This is a genomic window from Actinoplanes flavus, from assembly GCF_017592555.1.
In the GTDB taxonomy this organism is placed as follows: domain Bacteria; phylum Actinomycetota; class Actinomycetes; order Mycobacteriales; family Micromonosporaceae; genus Actinoplanes; species Actinoplanes flavus.
In genome coordinates this window covers 1-18,496 of record NZ_JAGFNS010000036.1, presented here as the reverse complement: position 1 = coordinate 18,496, position 18,496 = coordinate 1, and the positions used below count along the sequence as shown (strand labels likewise).

The 18,496-nt window shown below is 70.1% G+C and carries 16 protein-coding genes and 1 pseudogene; 7 read left to right on the top strand and 10 right to left on the bottom strand.

Going from position 1 to position 18,496, the window contains the following annotated elements; all coding sequences use genetic code 11:
* The first annotated feature begins 117 nt into the window (after window positions 1–117).
* From J5X75_RS37610 to J5X75_RS37595, 4 genes are read left to right on the top strand one after another with little or no spacing between them, the layout of a single operon-like run.
* Window positions 118–1,209: an RICIN domain-containing protein gene (locus J5X75_RS37610; protein ID WP_208472436.1), complete on the top strand. Its 1,092-nt coding sequence runs from the start codon at window positions 118–120 to the stop codon at window positions 1,207–1,209.
* A complete protein-coding gene (locus J5X75_RS37605) occupies window positions 1,206–2,813 on the top strand; it encodes a glycoside hydrolase family 27 protein (RefSeq protein WP_208472434.1) in 1,608 nt (535 codons plus the stop codon). The genes J5X75_RS37610 and J5X75_RS37605 overlap by 4 nt, the downstream gene beginning before the upstream one ends.
* Window positions 2,813–4,618: a family 43 glycosylhydrolase gene (locus J5X75_RS37600; protein ID WP_208472432.1), complete on the top strand. Its 1,806-nt coding sequence runs from the start codon at window positions 2,813–2,815 to the stop codon at window positions 4,616–4,618. Before J5X75_RS37605 ends, J5X75_RS37600 begins: the two co-directional genes overlap by 1 nt.
* A gap of 45 nt (window positions 4,619–4,663) precedes the next feature.
* Window positions 4,664–6,055 carry a non-reducing end alpha-L-arabinofuranosidase family hydrolase gene (locus J5X75_RS37595; protein ID WP_208472430.1) on the top strand — a complete coding sequence of 464 codons (1,392 nt, stop codon included), beginning with the start codon at window positions 4,664–4,666 and terminating at the stop codon, window positions 6,053–6,055.
* An 86-nt stretch (window positions 6,056–6,141) separates the two neighbouring features.
* Here the strand turns inward: J5X75_RS37595 and J5X75_RS37590 are convergent, their stop codons facing one another.
* Complete coding sequence (locus J5X75_RS37590; protein ID WP_208472428.1) at window positions 6,142–7,857, bottom strand: IlvD/Edd family dehydratase; 1,716 nt, start codon at window positions 7,855–7,857, stop codon at window positions 6,142–6,144.
* A gap of 43 nt (window positions 7,858–7,900) precedes the next feature.
* Between J5X75_RS37590 and J5X75_RS37585 the strand changes: the two genes are divergently transcribed.
* Complete coding sequence (locus tag J5X75_RS37585; protein WP_208472427.1) at window positions 7,901–8,761, top strand: SMP-30/gluconolactonase/LRE family protein; 861 nt, start codon at window positions 7,901–7,903, stop codon at window positions 8,759–8,761.
* A gap of 2 nt (window positions 8,762–8,763) precedes the next feature.
* Here J5X75_RS37585 and J5X75_RS37580 read toward each other — a convergent pair whose 3' ends face one another.
* The 5 genes from J5X75_RS37580 to J5X75_RS37560 form a co-directional block, all read right to left on the bottom strand.
* On the bottom strand, window positions 8,764–10,728 hold the full coding sequence (locus tag J5X75_RS37580) for an ABC transporter permease (RefSeq protein WP_208472425.1): 1,965 nt from the start codon (window positions 10,726–10,728) through the stop codon (window positions 8,764–8,766).
* Window positions 10,725–12,152: an extracellular solute-binding protein gene (locus tag J5X75_RS37575; RefSeq protein ID WP_208472423.1), complete on the bottom strand. Its 1,428-nt coding sequence runs from the start codon at window positions 12,150–12,152 to the stop codon at window positions 10,725–10,727. Before J5X75_RS37575 ends, J5X75_RS37580 begins: the two co-directional genes overlap by 4 nt.
* 114 nt (window positions 12,153–12,266) lie before the next feature.
* On the bottom strand, window positions 12,267–13,037 hold the full coding sequence (locus J5X75_RS46255; protein WP_208472422.1) for an IclR family transcriptional regulator: 771 nt from the start codon (window positions 13,035–13,037) through the stop codon (window positions 12,267–12,269).
* A 51-nt stretch (window positions 13,038–13,088) separates the two neighbouring features.
* Window positions 13,089–14,270 carry a hypothetical protein gene (locus J5X75_RS37565; protein WP_208472420.1) on the bottom strand — a complete coding sequence of 394 codons (1,182 nt, stop codon included), beginning with the start codon at window positions 14,268–14,270 and terminating at the stop codon, window positions 13,089–13,091.
* Between the two features lie 78 nt (window positions 14,271–14,348).
* Complete coding sequence (locus J5X75_RS37560; protein ID WP_208472419.1) at window positions 14,349–15,407, bottom strand: cellulose-binding domain-containing protein; 1,059 nt, start codon at window positions 15,405–15,407, stop codon at window positions 14,349–14,351.
* Window positions 15,408–15,560: 153 nt separating this feature from the next.
* On the opposite strand from J5X75_RS37560, the gene J5X75_RS37555 reads away from it, so the two are divergent.
* Both J5X75_RS37555 and J5X75_RS37550 read left to right on the top strand, forming a co-directional pair.
* Window positions 15,561–15,920, top strand: a complete 360-nt coding sequence (locus J5X75_RS37555) for a hypothetical protein (protein ID WP_208472417.1) — start codon at window positions 15,561–15,563, stop codon at window positions 15,918–15,920.
* Between the two features lie 99 nt (window positions 15,921–16,019).
* Window positions 16,020–16,361 carry a hypothetical protein gene (locus J5X75_RS37550; RefSeq protein WP_208472415.1) on the top strand — a complete coding sequence of 114 codons (342 nt, stop codon included), beginning with the start codon at window positions 16,020–16,022 and terminating at the stop codon, window positions 16,359–16,361.
* A 63-nt stretch (window positions 16,362–16,424) separates the two neighbouring features.
* On the opposite strand, the gene J5X75_RS37545 is transcribed toward J5X75_RS37550, so the two are convergent.
* The 4 genes and pseudogenes from J5X75_RS37545 to J5X75_RS45020 form a co-directional block, all read right to left on the bottom strand.
* Window positions 16,425–16,823 (bottom strand): TY-Chap domain-containing protein, encoded by a 399-nt coding sequence (locus J5X75_RS37545; protein WP_208472413.1) that lies wholly within the window; start codon window positions 16,821–16,823, stop codon window positions 16,425–16,427.
* Window positions 16,820–17,311 carry a DUF6301 family protein gene (locus J5X75_RS37540; RefSeq protein WP_208472411.1) on the bottom strand — a complete coding sequence of 164 codons (492 nt, stop codon included), beginning with the start codon at window positions 17,309–17,311 and terminating at the stop codon, window positions 16,820–16,822. The genes J5X75_RS37545 and J5X75_RS37540 overlap by 4 nt, the downstream gene beginning before the upstream one ends.
* A gap of 186 nt (window positions 17,312–17,497) precedes the next feature.
* The gene (locus J5X75_RS37535) at window positions 17,498–18,100 is read right to left on the bottom strand and encodes a hypothetical protein (RefSeq protein ID WP_208472409.1); all 603 of its coding nucleotides are present in this window, start codon (window positions 18,098–18,100) and stop codon (window positions 17,498–17,500) included.
* 292 nt (window positions 18,101–18,392) lie between these two features.
* Window positions 18,393–18,496: pseudogene (locus J5X75_RS45020) on the bottom strand (IS5 family transposase); the annotation flags it as partial.

The following is an 18,496-nucleotide window of genomic DNA, read 5'->3' as shown; positions in this document are numbered from 1 at the left end:
CTTCCGAACCAGGTGTTAGCGCTCTCAGGCCGGGTGGCGCGTCGTCAGCTGCCTCATGGGCAGTGGTGTGAGCGATAACAGACCCTCGGTTCCCCCGCTCGTCGAGGAGGCATCCCCATGCCCAGCAGAAGACGGTCGCCGCTCGTAGCCGCCCTCACGATCATCATGGCCGCCGCCGGCGTGATGGCCGGAGCCGGTCCGGCGTCCGCGGAGTCCAACGGCGGCACCCGCGTCATGCCGCTCGGCGACTCCATCACCGAAGGCACCCAGGTGCCCGGTGGCTACCGGACAGGCCTGTGGCAGCGCGCGGCGGCCGCCGGATACCGGGTCGATCTCGTCGGATCCCAGTTCAACGGGCCGGCCGTTCTCGGCGACCACGACCACGAGGGCCACCCCGGCTGGCGCATCGATCAGATCGACGCCAACATCAGCGGCTGGCTGCGCACCACCACCCCGCGCACCGTGCTGCTGCACATCGGCACCAACGACATCCTGCAGAACTACAACGTGGCCGGCGCGCCGGGCCGGCTGTCCGCCCTGATCGACCGCATCACCGCCGCCGCACCGTCGGCCGACGTCTTCGTGGCCACCATCATCCCGCTGGCCAACGGGGGGCAGGAGGCGGCCGCCCGTACCTTCAACGCGGCCCTTCCCGGCATCGTGCAGAGCAAGGGCACGCGGGTCCACCTCGTCGACATGCACGCGGCGCTCACCACCGCCGATCTGATCGACGGCGTCCACCCGACGGCCGGCGGCTACGACAAGATGGCCGCCACCTGGTACGCGGCGTTACGGTCGGTCCCCGGCTCGCTCGGTGACCCGGTCACCGGAACCGGCGGGGCACTGGTCGGCACCGCCTCCGGACGCTGCCTGGACGTACCGAACGGCAGCACCGCCAACGGTACCCAGCCGATCATCTGGGACTGCAGCGGCGCCACGAACCAGCGGTGGACCTACGACGGCCAGACCCTCCAGTCGCTCGGCAGGTGCCTCGACTCGCCCACCGGTGCCACGGCCGGCACCAAGGCGCAGCTGTGGGCCTGCAGCGGCGCCACCAATCAGAGGTGGACGTTCACGTCGGGCAGCACGATCCGCAACGCGCAGTCGGGCCTGTGCCTGGACGTCAGCGGCCAGAACTCCGCCAACGGCACCCCGGTCATCCTCTGGACCTGCACCCATGCCCCCAACCAACTCTGGACGAGGCGATGATGAGAAAACTGGCGACCGTACTCGCCGCCGTACTGCTGCTGGTGCTGCCCGCACCCGCCGCCCGGGCGCTGGACAACGGCGTGGCCCGCACCCCGCCGATGGGGTGGAACAGCTGGAACACCTTCGGCTGCAACATCAACGAGACGCTGATCCGGCAGATGGCCGACGCGATGGTCAGCAGCGGCATGCGCGACGCGGGCTACCAGTACGTCGTCGTCGACGACTGCTGGATGAACCCGAACCGCGACTCCTCCGGCAACCTCCAGGGCGATCCGACCCGCTTCCCCAGCGGGATGAAGGCGCTGGGCGACTACCTGCACGGCCGCGGCCTCAAGTTCGGCATCTACCAGGCGCCGCTGGACAAGACCTGCGCCCAGTACTTCGGCAGCTACCCCGGCGCCACCGGCAGCCAGGGACACGAGGCGCAGGACGCCCGGCAGTTCGCCGCCTGGGGCGTCGACTACCTCAAGTACGACTGGTGCTCGCCGAGCGGCACCATCAACGATCAGGTCACCACGTTCGCCCGGATGCGTGACGCGCTGGCCGCCACCGGCCGGCCGATCGTCTACAGCATCAACCCGAACAGCATTCACGCCAAGACCGGCCCGCAGCGCAACTGGGGCGACGTCGCGAACATGTGGCGTACCACCGAGGACATCACCAACGCCTGGGACACCGGGCAGACCAACGGCTATCCGATGGGCGTGAAGAACATCGTCGACGTCACCGTGCCGCTCGCCGGTTACGCCCGGCCCGGGCAGTTCAACGACCCGGACATGATGGAGGTCGGCCGCAGCGGCATGACCGACACCGAGCAGCGCAGCCACTTCGCGCTCTGGGCGATCATGGCCTCTCCGCTGATCGCCGGCAACGACCTGCGCTCGATGAGCTCGGCCACCCAGACCATCCTGAAGAACCCGCGGCTCATCGCCGTCAACCAGGACACGCTCGGCCTCCAGGCGACACAGATCTCGTACGACGGTACGCGCCGCGTGCTGGCCAAGAGGCTGGCCAACGGGGATGTCGCCGTCGCGTTGTTCAACCAGGGCGGGTCCACCGCCACCGTCTCGACCACCGCCGCGGCGATCGGCAAGTCGGGCAGTTCCTTCACCCTGCAGGACGCCTGGAGCGGCGCCACGACGACCAGCACCGGCGGCATCAGCGCCAGTGTGCCCAGCCACGGCACGGTGGTCTACCGGGTCAGCGGCGGGACGAGCACACCGCCGACCGGCACCACGTTCGTCAGCGCCGCATCGGGACGCTGCCTGGACGTGCCCAACGGCACCACGGCCAACGGCACGCAGCCGGTGATCTGGGACTGCAACGGCGGCGCCAACCAGCGCTGGACGGTCACCGGCCAGAGCATCCAGATACTCGGCAAGTGCCTCGACGCGCCGATCGGCGCCACCGCCGGCGCGAAGGCCCAGCTGTGGGACTGCAACGGCGGCACCAACCAGCAGTGGACGCTCAACACCGACGGCACCGTCCGCGGCGCCGCCTCCGGACTCTGCCTGGACGTCGACCGCAACCTGACCGCGAACGGCACGCTCGTCCTGCTGTGGACCTGCGGCGGTGCCGCCAACCAGCGATGGAGCCGCGTCTGATGTTCACGAGAACTCTCTGGGTCCTGGCCCTGATGTGCGCGGCCGTCGCCGTGCCGTCGCCCGCACAGGCCGACAATCCGATCGTGCAGACCGTCTACACCGCCGACCCGGCGCCGCTGGTGCACAACGGCCGCGTCTATCTCTACACCGGCCACGACGAGGACAACTCCACCTACTTCACCATGAAGGAGTGGCGGCTGTACTCGTCCGCCGACATGGTGAACTGGACCGATCACGGCTCGCCCATGAGCCTGGCCACCTTCAGCTGGGCGAGCGCCGACGCGTGGGCCGGCCAGGTCGTTCAGCGCAACGGCAAGTTCTACTGGTACGTACCCGTCAAGAACCGGTCGACCGGCCGGATGGCCATCGGCGTGGGCGTGGCCGGCAGCCCGACCGGGCCCTTCACCGACGCCCTCGGCCGTCCACTGGTGGAGAACGGCGAGATCGACCCGACGGTGTTCGTCGACGACGACGGCCAGGCCTACCTCTACTGGGGAAACCCCAACCTCTGGTACGTCCGGCTGAACACCGACATGATCAGCTACTCCGGCGGGGTGAACCAGATCCCGCTGACCACCGCCGGCTTCGGCACCCGCACCGGCAACACCAGCCGGCCGACGCTGTACGAGGAAGGGCCCTGGGTCTACAAACGCAACGGCCTCTACTACAACGTCTTCGCCGCCAAGTGCTGCTCGGAGTTCATCGGCTACTCCACCGCGCCCGGGCCGACCGGACCGTGGACCTACCGCGGCACCGTCATGCCCACCCAGGGCGGCAGCTTCACCAACCACGCCGGGGTCATCGACTTCAACGGCGGCTCGTACTTCTTCTACCACAACGGCGCGCTGCCCGGCGGCGGCGGTTACACCCGCTCGGTAGCCGTGGAACGGTTCAGCTACAACGCGGACGGCAGCATCCCGACGATCACCATGACCACGGCCGGAGCGCCGCAGAACGGAACGCTCAACCCGTACGTCCGGCAGGAGGCCGAGACGATCGCCTGGAGCTCCGGCGTCGAGACCGAACCCGCGAGCGAAGGCGGCATGAACGTCGGCTTCATCGACAACGGCGACTACATCAAGGTCAAGGGCGTCGCCTTCGGATCCGGGGCCACCTCGTTCTCGGCACGGGTCGCCTCCGCGGCCGGCGGCGGCCGTATCGAGGTGCGGCTGGGCGGCCCCACCGGCACGCTCGCCGGAACCTGCACGGCGCCCGGCACCGGCGGCTGGCAGACCTGGACCACCGTCACCTGCCCGGTCAGCGGCGCCACCGGCACCCAGGACCTGTACCTGCGTTTCACCGGAGGCAGCGGCTCACTGTTCAACATGAACTGGTGGCAGTTCGCCGGCGCCTCCGGCACCACGAATCTGCTCACCAACGGCACCGCCGAGAACGGCACCACCGGCTGGCGGGTGTTCGGCAGCGGCACCCTGTCGTCGGACACCGGCGTGGTACACGGTGGCGCCCGGTCGCTGGCGCTCACCGGCCGGACCGGCGCGTGGAACGGCGCCGCCCAGGACGTCACCGCGCAACTGGTCAGCGGCAGGACCTACACGACCAGCGTCTGGGTCCGCGGCCAGGGCGCCGCCGCCACGACGGCGAAGGCCACGCTGGCGATCACCGCGGGCGGCTCGACCAGTTATGTCTCGCTGACCCCGGCGACGGCGGTCGACGCCTCCGGCTGGGTCCAGTTGACCGGCACCGCCACCGTGTCCTGGAGCGGCACGCTGTCCGGCGCCACCTGGTACGTGGAGACCGCCTCGGGCACCGACGGCTACTACCTCGACGACGCGGTGTTCCAGTGAGCGCGGCGAGGACGACCTCAGGCAACCCTTCTTCGGGGAGCAGCGATGACAAGATCTAGATCGTTCGACGCGGTACTGGTGTCGGCCGGTGTCGCCCTGCTGGCGTCGACGGCTGCCGCCGTGGCGATGCCCGCGAACGCCGCGGCGGCCGGCTGCTCGGTGACCTACGCCGTGCCGTCGCAGTGGCAGGGCGGATTCAACGCCGACGTGTCGATCACCAACCTCGGCGACCCGCTGTCGAGTTGGACGCTGACCTGGTCGTACAGCGCCGGCCAGACGGTGACGCAGGCGTGGAACGCGACCGTGACGCAGAGCGGCTCGGCGGTGACGGCGAAGAATGTCGCCTACAACGGCTCGGTCGCGACCGGTGGCACGGTGTCGTTCGGATTCACCGGGTCGTGGACCGGCGGCAACCCCGTACCGTCGAGCTTCGCCCTCAACGGCGTGACCTGCACCGGAACGGCCGGTCCCCCGTCACCGTCCAGTTCGCCGTCGTCCTCTCCGTCCGCCTCGCCGTCGACGCCGGGCGGCTCGTGCACGCTCCCGTCGACCTACCGTTGGAGCTCGTCGGGCGTTCTCGCCAACCCCCGCTCGGGGTGGGTCTCGCTGAAGGACTTCACCACCGTCGTGCACAACGGCAAGCACCTGGTCTACGCGTCGAACGTCGCCGGATCGTCCTACGGCTCGATGAACTTCAGCCTGTTCACCAACTGGTCCGACATGGCCTCTGCCGGCCAGAACGCGATGAGCCAGGCCGCCGTGGCGCCCACGCTGTTCTACTTCGCCCCGAAGAACATCTGGGTGCTGGCCTACCAGTGGGGCGCCTGGCCGTTCATCTACCGGACCTCCAGCGACCCGACCAACCCCAATGGCTGGTCCGCGCCGCAGCCGCTGTTCACCGGCAGCATCTCCGGCTCCAGCACCGGCCCCATCGACCAGACCCTGATCGCCGACGGGCAGAACATGTACCTGTTCTTCGCCGGCGACAACGGCAAGATCTACCGCGCCAGCATGCCGATCGGGAACTTCCCCGGCAGCTTCGGCTCCTCCTACACCACGATCATGAGCGACACCACCGCCAACCTGTTCGAGGCGGTCCAGGTCTACAAAGTCCAAGGCCAGAACCAGTACCTGATGATCGTCGAGGCCATGGGCAGCCGGGGCCGCTACTTCCGCTCGTTCACCTCCAGCAGCCTGAGCGGCAACTGGACTCCGCAGGCCGCCAGCGAGAGCAACCCGTTCGCCGGTGCGGCCAACAGCGGCGCCACCTGGACCAACGACATCAGTCACGGTGACCTGGTACGCGCCAACCCGGACCAGACCATGACCGTCGACCCCTGCAACCTGCAACTGCTCTACCAGGGCAAGAACCCCAGTGCCGGCGGCGCCTACGACCAGCTGCCGTGGCGGCCGGGCCTGCTGACCCTGCAACGGTAGGCACGCACGGACACCCATCGGTGGGGTGCCGGCCCGGCACGCTCGACGCGCGGTCGAGTGTGCCGGGCCGGCGTGTTCCCGGGAGGTCAGTGGGATTCGCGGGAGACCCGGTCGCCGCTGGCGCCGCGCAGGAAGTCGCAGTCGGCGCCGGTGTCGGCCTGACCGACGGTGTCGACGTAGAGGCGTTCCCAGCCGCGTGCCGGGGTGGCGTAGGCCTTCGCCGCCTCCGGCGACGGCTCGCGGGCGGCCCACTGTTCGGCGGGGACGTCGGCGTCGAGACGCCGGTTCGCGACGTCGAGAACGATCATGTCGCCGGTGCGGACCTTGGCGAGCGGCCCGCCGGCCGCGGCTTCCGGCGCGACGTGCAGGACCACGGTGCCGTACGCCGTACCCGACATCCGCCCGTCGCAGACGCGCACCATGTCGCGGACCCCCTGTTCGAGAAGTTTCGCCGGCAGCGGCATGTTGGACACCTCGGGCATGCCGGGATAGCCCTTGGGGCCGCAGCCGCGCAGCACCAGCACCGAGTCGGCGGTGACGTCCAGATCCGGGTCGTCGAGCCGGGCGTGCAGGTCCTCGATGGAGTCGAAGACCACCGCCGGCCCCCGGTGCCGCAGCAGGTGCGGGGACGCGGCGGCCGGTTTGACGACCGCCCCGTCCGGCGCCAGGTTGCCGTAGAGGACCGCGATCCCGGCGTGCGGCCGCAAGGGTTCGGCGCGCGGCCGGATCACCTCCCGGTCATAGACGCGGGCGTCGCCGAGGTGGTCGGTCAGCGGCCGGCCGGTGACCGTGATCGCGGCCGGGTCCAGCAGGTCACGGACCTCGGCGAGGACGGCGTGCAGGCCACCGGCGCGGTAGAGGTCGTCCATCAGGAAGCGGCCGGCCGGGAGCAGGTCGACCAGCAGGGGCACGTCGGCGCCCGTACGATCGAAATCGTCCTGGGAAAGGTCGACGCCGAGCCGGCCGGCGATGGCGAGCAGGTGCACGACGGCGTTGGTGGAGCCGCCGAGGGCGGCGAGCGCGACGATCGCGTTGAGGAACGAGCCGCGGGTCATCACCGCGCTGGGGCGGCGGTCCGCGTCGGCCAGTTCGACGGCGAGCACGCCGGTCGCGTGGGCGGCCTCCAGCAGGCGGCTGTCCGGGGCCGGGGTGCCGGCCACCCCGGGCAGGGTCATGCCCAGCACCTCGGCGAGCAGGCCCATGGTGGAGGCGGTGCCCATCGTGTTGCAGTGGCCCCGGCTGCGGATCATCGACGACTCGGAGCGCTGGAACTCGGCCGCGCCGAGTGTGCCCGCGCGCACCTCCTCGGACAGTTTCCACACGTCGGTGCCGCAGCCGAGCGGCACGCCGCGGAAGGTGCCGGTCAGCATCGGGCCGCCGGGCATCACCACGGCCGGCAGGTCGACCGAGGCCGCGCCCATCAGCAGCGCCGGGATGGTCTTGTCGCAGCCGCCGAGCAGGACGACGCCGTCGATCGGGTTGGCGCGCAGCATCTCCTCGATCGCCATCGCGGCCATGTTGCGCCACAGCATCGCGGTCGGCCGGACCTGGGTCTCGCCGATCGACACGACCGGCAGGTTCAGCGGGATGCCACCGGCCCGGTGGACGCCGTCGGCGACGCTGCGGGCGACCTCGTCGAGGTGGGCGTTGCACGGGGTGAGGTCGGAGGCGGTGTTGGCGATGGCGATGTGCGGGCGCCCGTCGAACGCGTCGGCCGGCAGACCCCGCCGCATCCAGGCACGGTGGATGTAGCTGTTGCGGTCGTCACCGGCGTACCACTGCGCGCTGCGTCGCGGATGCATCGCCCACCTCCGGAGTCACTACAATTCCATGGATGTGAATGAGATGACCAGACGCCACACCGCCCGCCCGGCCACCGGCACCGGCTGGTTCCTCGCGGAGGGGCCGGTGTGGGACGCCGCCCGGCAGCGCCTGCTGTGGGTCGACATCATGGCCGGCGACGTGCACGAGGGCCGGCTCCGCGACGATGACCGGATCGAACCGGTCCGCACCTGGTCCTTCGAGCAGAGTGTGGGCGCCGTCGCGGTCGCCGAGAACGGTGATCTGCTGGTCGCCGAGCGGGAGACGCTCACCCGGGTGCATGCCGACGGCGGGCGTACGCGACTCGCGCGGGTGCTGCCGCCGGGATCGCCGAGCCGGCTCAACGACGGCGCGGTCGATCCGTCCGGCCGGTTCCTGGTCGGCAGTCTCGGCGGCGACCGGGAGGTGCTGGTCCGCTTCGAGGACGGCCGGTGCACGACCGTCGACGACGACCTGACCCTCTCCAACGGGCTGGCCTGGAGCCCGTCCGGTGACCGGTTCTACAGTGTGGACACGCTCACCCGTACCGTTCACGTGCGCGACTATCCGGCGGGGGAGCGGTCCGTGCTGTTCACCGTCGCCGACGGGTACCCGGACGGCCTGTGTGCCGACGCCGACGGCAACCTGTGGCTGGCCGTCTGGGGCGGGGGCCGCGTCGAGTGCCGGTCGCCCGGCGGTGAGCTGCTCGCGGTGGTCGAGGTGGACGCCCCGCACACCTCCAGCGTCGCGTTCGCCGGTTCCGGCCTGGACGTTCTGGTGATCACCACGGCCACCCAGCACCTCACACCCGCCGACCTGGCGGCGCATCCGCTGTCCGGTCGGCTGTTCACCGCCCGTGTCGGTGTCCGGGGGCTGCTCACGCCGTACTGGAATCCGGGTCTTTGAGGTCAACCCTTCACCGCGCCCGCGGTGAGGCCCTCGGTGAGGAAACGCTGCCCGAACGCGTACATGACCACGACCGGGATGCTGACCAGCAGCGACGCGGCGGCCAGCTGGCCCTGCGGCACGACGTCACCGGCGATCATCGACTGCATCCCGACCGGCAGCGTCTTGTACTCGTCCTTGGTGATGAACACGAAGGCGAACAGGAACTCGTTCCAGGCGTTGGTCAGGGTGAACAGGGCGACCGCCAGCAGGCCCGGTTTGGCCAGGGGCAGGACCACCCGGCGGAACGCCTGGATCCGGGTGCCGCCGTCGACCAGGGCGGCCTCCTCCAGGTCGACCGGGATCGACGCGAAGTAGCCGGTCAGCAGCCAGGTGGCGAACGGCAGCGTGAACGTCGGATACGTCAGCACCAGCGACCACAGCGAGTCGGTGAGCCGCGTCCGGATGAGCAGCTGGTAGAGCGGGATGAACAGCAGCGCGCCCGGCATCACGTAGGTGAGCAGCACCGTGACGGTGAAGCCCTGCGCCCCGCGGAACCGCAGCCGGGCCAGCGCGTACCCGCCCAGCGCGGCGCAGAGCAGAGCGACCGTGGTGGACGCCGCCGACACCATCAGCGTGTTGAGGTACCAGCGGCCGAACGGCTGGTTGGTGAACAGCACCCCGAACTGCTCCAGGGTCCACGGCGTCGGCCACAGGTCGTCGACACGCATGACGACCTGGCTCTCGGTCTTGAAGGCCGTGACGAAGATCCAATACATCGGGCCGAGTACGAAGGTGAGCAGGCCGGCAAGCGCGACGGCGGATCCGGCCCTCGACACGGCGGGGGACGCCCGCCCCACCGCCGCCGCGATCAGCAGGATGATCCCGAGGACGACCGCCGCCTTCCAGAAGATCTCCGGTGACGCCCAGAACAGCAGGCCGGTGACCACGGCGGTGACGGTCCAGCCCAACGCCGTACGGGTCGGTCCGGTCCACCGTGGCGGCCGGTTGCCGGCGTCCTGGCGCAGCAGGCGGACCAGGACGAACACCAGGCCGGCGATGATCGGCAGCATGACCAGGGTGACGGCCGCGCCGGCGCCGTACTGCAGTTGCAGGATCGCCTTGGAGTAGGCGACAAGCACGTACGGGGCGGTCACGTCCCCCGGGCCGCCCTGGGTCAGCAGCCAGATCAGGTCGAAGTTGTTGAACGTCCAGATCGACGACAGGGTCACCGTCACGGTGATCACGTGACGCAGGCCGGGCAGCGTGACGTGCCGGAACCGCTGCCAGGGTGAGGCGCCGTCGATGGTGGCGGCCTCGTAGAGGTCGGCGGGGATCGCCTTCAGCCCGGCGAGGAAGCAGACGGTGAAGAACGGCACCCCCTTCCACACGTTGACCAGGATCACCGACGGCATGGCCAGCGACGGGTCGGACAGCCAGCCCGCCGGCCAGCTGTCGACCAGGTGCAGGTCCGCCAGCAGCGGCCCGATGCCGGAGTTGGTGAGCAGCGTGTTGACGCTGCCGAAGATCGGGTCGAGCAGGGACCGCCAGCTGAACGCGGTGACCACCGTCGGCACCACCCACGGCACCAGCAGCAGGCCGGTGAGCAGGGCGCGCCCGCGGCGCAGCCGGTGCAGGAGCAGGGCCGCGGCCAGGCCCAGCACCACCTTGAAGATCTCGGCGTACGCGGTGAAGACGAACGAGTTCACCACACCGGTACGGAACTGCTGGTCGCCCGCGAGCGCACGGTAGTTGTCCAGGCCGACGAACACGCTGTCCGCCCCGTGCCGTTCGGTGGTGCTGGTGATGAACGACTGGATGATCGGCACCAGCACGAGGGCGCCCACGAGGACGGCGGTGGGCGTCAGGAACAGTGCCGCCAGCCGCCAGTCACGGCCCAGCCGCCGCTGGGCCGGTGTGAGTGAGCCGGGCCCCGGCGGCGATGTCGCCTTCGCCACCGGGGCCGGCGCTGTGCGCAGCGACCTCACTGCGGCAGCCCCTGCTGGGAGAAGATCTGCACCATCTTGGCGTGCGCGTCCTTGACCGCCTGCGCGGGCGCCGCCCCCTGTACGACCTGCTGCATCATGTCGGTCAGGACGTAGGCCGCGACGACGGCCTGCTGTCCGGCGCTGGCCTTCTGTGGGAAGGACAGGCCGTTCTTCGTGGTCAGCGGCAGCGACTGCTGGGACATGGTGCGCAGCATCGGGAACGCCGGGTCGCCGCCGCCGAAGAACGGGTCGGCGTCCCAGACCTTCTCCCAGGCGGGCATCGCCAGGCCGGGCGCCTCCTTGGCCACCCCGACCAGGGCGGGCGCGGTGATCAGGTATTGCGCGAGGAGCCGGGCGAGGTCGCCGTTCTTGGCGCCCTTGAACACCACGAAGCCCTGGGACTGGCCGAGCAGCAGTGATTTGTCGGTGGCCGGGCCGATGCAGTCGGAGAAGACGTGCGTGTTGGCGTACACCGGATTCTTCTTGGTCTTGGAGTCGGCGTAGACGCTGAAGCTGTTGCGGGTGTAGCCCAGGACGCCGGCCAGCCAGTTCTCGTTGTTGCTGGTGTCGGTCCAGCTCTCCACGCCGGGCGGCAGCATCGGCTGGTACTTGGGGTTGGTGTAGATGTCGCCGAGGAAGGTGACCGCCTGCACCGTCTCCGGGGAGTCGAAGGTGACCTTCTTACCGTCGTTGGAGGCGATCGCCCCGCCGTACGAGTTGATCAGCGCCTCGATCAGGCCGTTGCCGTCGCCGGAGCGGTTGACGGTCATGCCCCAGCCGAAGCGCCGTTTGCCCGGGTCGGAGATCGCCAGGCAGACGTCGCGCAGCTCCTCCCAGCTGTAGACGTCCTTGGGCGTGATCCCCTGCTCCTGCATCCAGTCCTTGCGCAGGAAGGATCCGATGCCGATGAAGTGGTACGGGATCGCGTACCACTTGCCGTCGAAGACGCAGAAGTTCTTGGCCTCGGCGCAGGGTTCGCCGTACGTGGCGGTCAGGGCCGTGACGACGTCCGTCACGTCCTCCAGGTCGCCCAGCGCATGGAACTGGGCGATGAACCGTGAGTCGGTCATGAACGCCAGGTCGCGGGCCACGCCGCCCTTGACCTCGGCGTCGATCTTGGCGACCACGTCGCCCGCGTCGGCTTGGACCAGGCTGTTCTCGATCGTCGTACCGGTGGACTCGGCGAACTTCCGGATCGAGGTGTCCAGTGCCTCGTTGGCCGCCGTCGAGTACAGCTTCTGCGACAGCACGCCCATCGTGGAGCCTTTCAGCGCCGCGGCGGCGTCGATCAGCTCCTTCGGCACCTCCGCCTGGACCTTGGGCGGCGACTCGGAGCCGCCGCCGCACGCGGCCAGGCCGGCCGCGCCGAGCACCCCCACACCCATTCCCAGAAAGCCGCGCCGGGACCACATCGTGTTCTCCATGGCCGCTCACTCCCATTGTTCGAAATCTCGAACGTGGTTCGATATACCGAACCAAGTGGACGCGACGCTAGGACAGACCCATGAGAGGTGTCAATGTCTCGGGGTGGTTGCCGACTACCGCGACGCGGCGCGGAACCCCAAACGGGCCGAGAGCGCGGCCGCACCCTCGCACACCAGATCGGTCCACTTCTCCGGCGACTGCGGAGACCAGCGGATGATCGGCGCCGACACGCTCATCGCGGCGACGATCGCACCGGAATGGTCCCGGACCGCCGCGGCCACACAGCGCACGGCGGTGTCGGACTCGCCGAGGTCGGCCGCCACCCCCTCCGCGCGGACCTGCTCGAGATGTGCCCGCAGCCGGTCCGGATCGGTGATGCTGGCCGGTGTCATGCCCGCCAGCGGACCCCTCGCCAGCACGCCGTCCAGCCCCGCCCGGTCGAGGCCCGCCAGCAGCACCTTGCCGACCGCCGTGCAGTGGGCCGGAAGCCGCCGCCCCACCGCCGAGACCATCCGAACCGGGTGCGTGCTGTCCACCTTGACGAGATAGATGACATCGGCGCCGTCCAGCACGGCCACATGAACCGCCTCGTCACAACCGGCCGCCACCTCCCGCGCGACGGCCTGCGCCTCACGGACCAGATCGAGCCGCCCGGCGAACGCCGACCCGAGCTGGAACAACGGCATACCCAGCCGGTACCGCACCGGCTGGCCCGGAACGACGATCAGGTACGCCCGATCCACCAGCGTGACCAGCAGCTCGTGCACCGTGGTCCGGGGCAGGCCGAGCCGCTCGGTCACCTCACGGGCCGACAGCTCCGCCCGGTCCAGGAACAGCTCCAGGATGTCGAGCGCGCGGATGACCGCCGGTACCACACGGGCCACGTCAACAGTCCTTTCGAAGTCACGCCGGACAGTGTGCCAGGACGGCGGGTCTCACCCGATCTCAGCGGCCACGGGCGGAGCCGTACACCACCCGCGCAGGGTGTCCTCATCGCCGGGAAGGTTGCACTCCCGGAGTTGACGGGAGGTGAAGACGTTTTCGGTCAGGCCACTTCGCAGTACGGCATGGGCGGCGGCGTACTGCTGCGCCGAAAGATCCGACGGTGCGGCGCCATCCGGCAGCGGGCCGTCCGGAAAGACCAGACCGAGCAGCAGTTGCATGGCGTAGTGGAACCGGCTCGCGTCGTCGCCGCCGGCCGCCAGCCGGTCCAGCAGCATGGTGGCCAGGCCCGGCAGGGAGCGCGCCGGGAGGTCACCGAGCGCGAGGTAGGCGGCCAGAGACAGGTTCTCGTGGTGGAACGTCCATCCATACAGCTCGGCGGGACCGTGGAACAGGCAGTCACACAGCTGTTCCAGCATGTCCGCATCCGGGATCTCGACCAGCCGGACCAGGCCCATCAGCACGGTCCAGCGGGTGATCCGGTGGGGCTGGTCGCGCCACCGGGTCACCGCCGCCACCAGCCGCGCGTCGCCCGGATCACCGATCATCCCGGCGGCCAGGCACAGGAGCGAGCCGACCGCCCCATCCGGTTCGACGGCGAGCCGAGCGATGATCGCCGGCACCACCCGGGGCGCCGACTCGGGGAAGAAACTGAGCAGGTGGGCGCTCAAACCCCGGGCATCCCGGTCGGCATCGTCGAGCAGCCGCAGATACGTCGGCACACCGGCACGTATCGCCTCATATGCCTGCCGGTGCACCGGGTCGATCTCCGGCCGACCGTATTCGCCGTGCGGCTCATCCTCCAGCCGTGCCAGATACGCATCGCTGCGCTGTTCGGCGAGTTCGTGCAGCCGCGGACCGTGCCGGTGCGGGCGCACACCGGACAGCCGGCCGAGTTCCTCCTCGGGCATGATCGCGGCCAGCAGTTCGTGTCCGAGCGTGCGGTCCGGCGCGTTCGCGTCGGCAAGCAGCTCGATCAGGTAGGGCACCGCGGCAACACCGGCGGAGTAGAGGGACCCCTGGTGCAGCACCTTCGCCCGGAACTCCCGGATGGCCCCGGTCCTGCGCTGCTCCTCCGGGGACCGCAGAGCTCGCAGCAGGCCGGGCACATCGGTCGCGGGGCCGAACGCGTGGCTCACCGCTGACCAGTCGAGATCGAGGGGATCAGAAGGCACGACGGCACCCTACATTTGCCGGCCGCCGGGATCCGGCGGCCGGCTGGGGACGATCCCGGTCCGCGCCGGGTCGCGATGTCAGGACAGGAAGCCGCCGTACGGGCCGTTCAGGATGGCCTGCTTCTGGGCCTGGCTGAAATGCGTGTTCGGATAGCTGTAGAAGGAAGCGGACATCGGGGTGCCGTCGGTCGAGGTCGAGTCCGGCAGGCCGAACGCATGCCCGAGTTCGTGGACCATGCCGCCGTACCAGCGGTTCATCGGGCCGTTCACGCCGGCCGCGCCGTCGGCGTCGTGGCCGCTGAGGATGACCCAGCCGCCGCCTCCGCCACCGCCGGAGCACGACGCCTCGGCGCTGATCTCGCCGACGTTGATCCACCGGCTGTCCGGCGCGCGCAGCGAGAGTTTGCGCAGCAGCTCCTGCTGCATGTTGAAGACCACCCACCAGTAGCACTCGTTGCCGTTCGGGGTGTTCTCGTACCACGAGCGGGGGTGGTCGCCGTCGACGACCTCGACGACCGGGTTGTTGAGGGTGAACGTCTTACCGAGCTCCTGGCGGTAGTAGCTCTGGGCCTCGCGCATCACGCCGGCGATGCCGTCGACATACCGCTGGTCGTACGCGACGTCGGTGGGCCGCAGCCAGTAGACGCGCACGGTGCGCTGAGGCGGCGTGGACGTCGGCGGCGACGAGGTGGGCGAGGTGGTGGGTCCCGGCGTGGTGGCACCGGTGCAGACCACGCCGTTCAGGGTGAAGCTCGCCGGCACGGGGTTGCCGCCGTTGTTCCACGAGCCGTTGAAACCGAACGTCGTCGTGCCGTTGGTGGCGAGATTCGCGTTCCAGCCGGCGTTGACGGCCGTGACCGCGGAGCCGCTCTGTGTGGTCACCGCGTTCCATGCCTGCGTCACCACCTGACCGGCGGTGAACGACCAGCGGAGGGTCCAGCCGGTCAGGGGATCGCCGAGGTTGGTCACGGCGACGTCGGCGGTGAATCCTCCGCCCCACTGGCTGCCGATGGTGTAGCTCACCCGGCAGCCCGACGCGGCGGCCTGCGCGGACGTCACCCCGCCGATCGCCGCTCCGGCGGCGACGGTGGCGAGCGCGGCCGCGACCACGACGGTACGGCGTACCCGTTGAAGCATCCTGGTCTCCTTCCGAACTCCGGCAAAAATCGACGACCATCCATCTGCTGGGCCCCACTCTGGCGTACGAAAACGGTTTCGGCAAGTTTCGGTCACGTCCTCTGCCGGACCGGGCGGCAGCATCGGCGCGATCACCGTGGATAGGGTTGGCGGGTGACCGATCCGCACGCGCACAGTGATCCGGCCCGGCACCTGCTGACCCAGGCGCACTTCCGCCGCCTGCCCGACGGCACACAGCAGCGCATCCCGATCACACTGGACGAGGCGGCGACGAGCTTCACCGAGCTGATCGAGGCGGGCCGCCCGGCCGAGGTCCGGCTCGACCCGGACGAGGATCGCGACAAGGTCGCGGCGTTCTCCCGGCAACGCGCCAAGGTGATCGCCACCCTGCTCGACGAGTTGTCCCGGCGGCTCGCGCCCGGCTTCGAAGCCGGCCCTGTCCAGAGTGACGGGTCACTCGGCGAGCTCGCTGCCCGGACCGCGTGGCATCTGCGTAGCGGCACCGGGTATTGAGGGGATCCGGCCGTGGCGATGGCATTCAGGGGGATCCGGCCGTGACGGTGGCATTGAGGGGGAGCCGGCCGTGACGGTGGCATTGAGGAGGAGCCGGCCGTGACCATGTCCCCACCGGAACGCGACCCAGCCCGGCACTGGCTGAGCCGGTTCGCCGTCGAGCGCTACCCCGACCGGCTCCGGCCCGAACCGCTCGACGAGTACGCCGCCGACGCCCGTCCCGCACTGACGGCCGGCGCGGCGATCGACGAACCCGGCGCCTCCGGCTCGCGGGACATCGTGGCGATCTCCATTCAGCGCGCCGGCGTGATCGCCGACCTGCTGGACGAGCTGGCCGAGCGGCTGCGTCCGGGGGTCGAGACGCGCCCGATCCGGTCCGCCGGCGACCTCAGCGGCCTGGCCCGCGAGCTGGCCGAGGACATGTACCGCCGGGCCACCTGACCGGCACGTCATAAGGCGGCATCTCCCGGTCGCGGCGCCGCCCGGATGTGGTGTGGTCGTGGGTCACCGGCGGCCACCGAAGGCGTTGAACCGGCTGACGGTCACGTCATCGGGGGACACCGCGCCGTACACCTCGCGCAGCGTTCGGACGAACAGTCGACCGACCAGAGCGGCGTCGCCCGACCGGAGCGGCCAGCGAAAAGGCCGCCGCCAATTCGGATTGACCACCGGATCGATCGGGTCCCAGCCCAGTTCGAGCATGTGCTGCCGGTCGCGGCCGGTGAGCTGCCGGTCCTCGGGAAGGTACTCGTCGCCGACCGCCTCGACCGCGAGACACTCCTCCATCTGCTGCATCTGCACGAAGTACGGGCCACAATCCACGATCAGAGTGTCCCCGTCGACCATCGCGGGCGCCATGCCGGCGATGACGGCCGCCAGTCCGTCCCAGGACTCGATGCTCATTCCCCGTCCTCCTCACCGACGGCGTCCCAGTCCTCCAGGAACCCGTTGGCGGCCAGCACCAGATTCACCCCGGTACCGACGTGCGTGACCCGGACCGTGTGCTCCGGCCCGCGCCATCGGGCCTCAGGCTCCGCACCCGGACTCCGGCTGGTCGGCGTGCCGAACACGGCCGTCACCGTCCATACCGCCAGCGCGAACACGTCCAGCAGGAAGGCGGCCGGCGCGTCCGGCCGGCCTCCCGTCTCGGCCAGCGAGACGGTGACGTCCCGGATACCCTCGCCGTCGAAGTACGCCCGGACCGCGCCGTCGCGGACCGGCCACGGAACGTCGGCCAGCACGCCGGCCGGACTGCTCAGCCGGATGCTCCAGCCGAACCGCCGGGCGAGCTCCGGGAAACCGGCCGGCGTCCAGAGCCGCTCGGCCTCCCGGAGACCGGTGACGAGACGCTCCAGCGTGGGCTGGTCGATGGCGGACAGTCGGTCGGCCATGGCAGTGTCCTCCACGGGGTCGGTCGCGGTGGTCGTGGTCCAGCAGGTATGCGATGGAGTCCAGGTTCCATGATCGTCGGTGCGCACGCGGGCGACGCAGCCTGCCCATCCGCGCGGCAAGCATTGTCGTCGGCTCGACGTCGTCGCTCCGGTCCACCGGACGGCACGGGACCAGATCCCATGAAGTCAGTCCCAGAAACACTCCAGGTGGTCGGACGTCTCGATGGCGTCCGCTTCGGCGCAGAATGCGGAGGCGTCGGCGCGCAGCGCCTCGTCGATGGCCGGCGCCCAGACGGTCTCCAGCGACACCCGGTAGTCCTCGCGGTCCGGGGTGACCGCGTAGCCCTGCGCGTAGGTGCCCGGGTGGTCGCAGACGAACTGGAAGATGTCCCAGGCGGACGGGGCGGCGTTCTGCCGGTCGTCCGGGTCGAGCCACTTCCCGTCGAGCAGCGCGGCCAGCCCGGCGGCGTCCACCGGGCCGAAGAATCCGGCGCCGCCGGTGAAGGTCTCGCCGTTGCCGAGCAGGTCGAGAAAGGGCAGCAGGCGGTCGCGCCGGGCGGCGTCCCGGTTGAACGGGAACGGGTCCCGCGTGGCCGGCCGCTCGGCGTCACAGAGGGCCGGCCGGACCGAAGCACTGGTGGAAGACGGCACACCGGTGACGGCCTCGGCCACCACCGCCGGGCCGGCCGCGGGCGCGGAAGGACCCAGTGAGGCGGTCACGGCGACGGCGGCCAGCCCGCAGGCGACCGCGACGCCGGCGGAGACGGCGAGGTTCATCGAACGGCGCACCGGGAGAGTATGCCGCTCAATGATCAACTACCGCGACCCCGACCTGCTGCGACATGGCGAAACGGCAACCTGGCCGACCCGGTCGGTGGAGGGTCTTGGAAATACTGAGGCACATGAGGCAATTTGGTTGGACGGCGGAACGAGTTCGGGAGTTCGCGCAGCTGCGCGGTCTGCGGATCGAGTCCTGGACAGGCGTTGAGATGGCGCTGCGCGAGGAAGGTCCTGCCGGCGTTCCGCAGTTCGACGATCCTGTCGTGCCATGCCTGCAACTAAGGCGTGTTTCATAAGCCGGTCAGAGCCACTCGCAGATGACCGTGATGGTTAGGACGGCCTGGAATCGGACGGCCAACTTGTCGTAGCGGGTGGCCACGCCGCGGTGGCGCTTGAGCCGGGCGA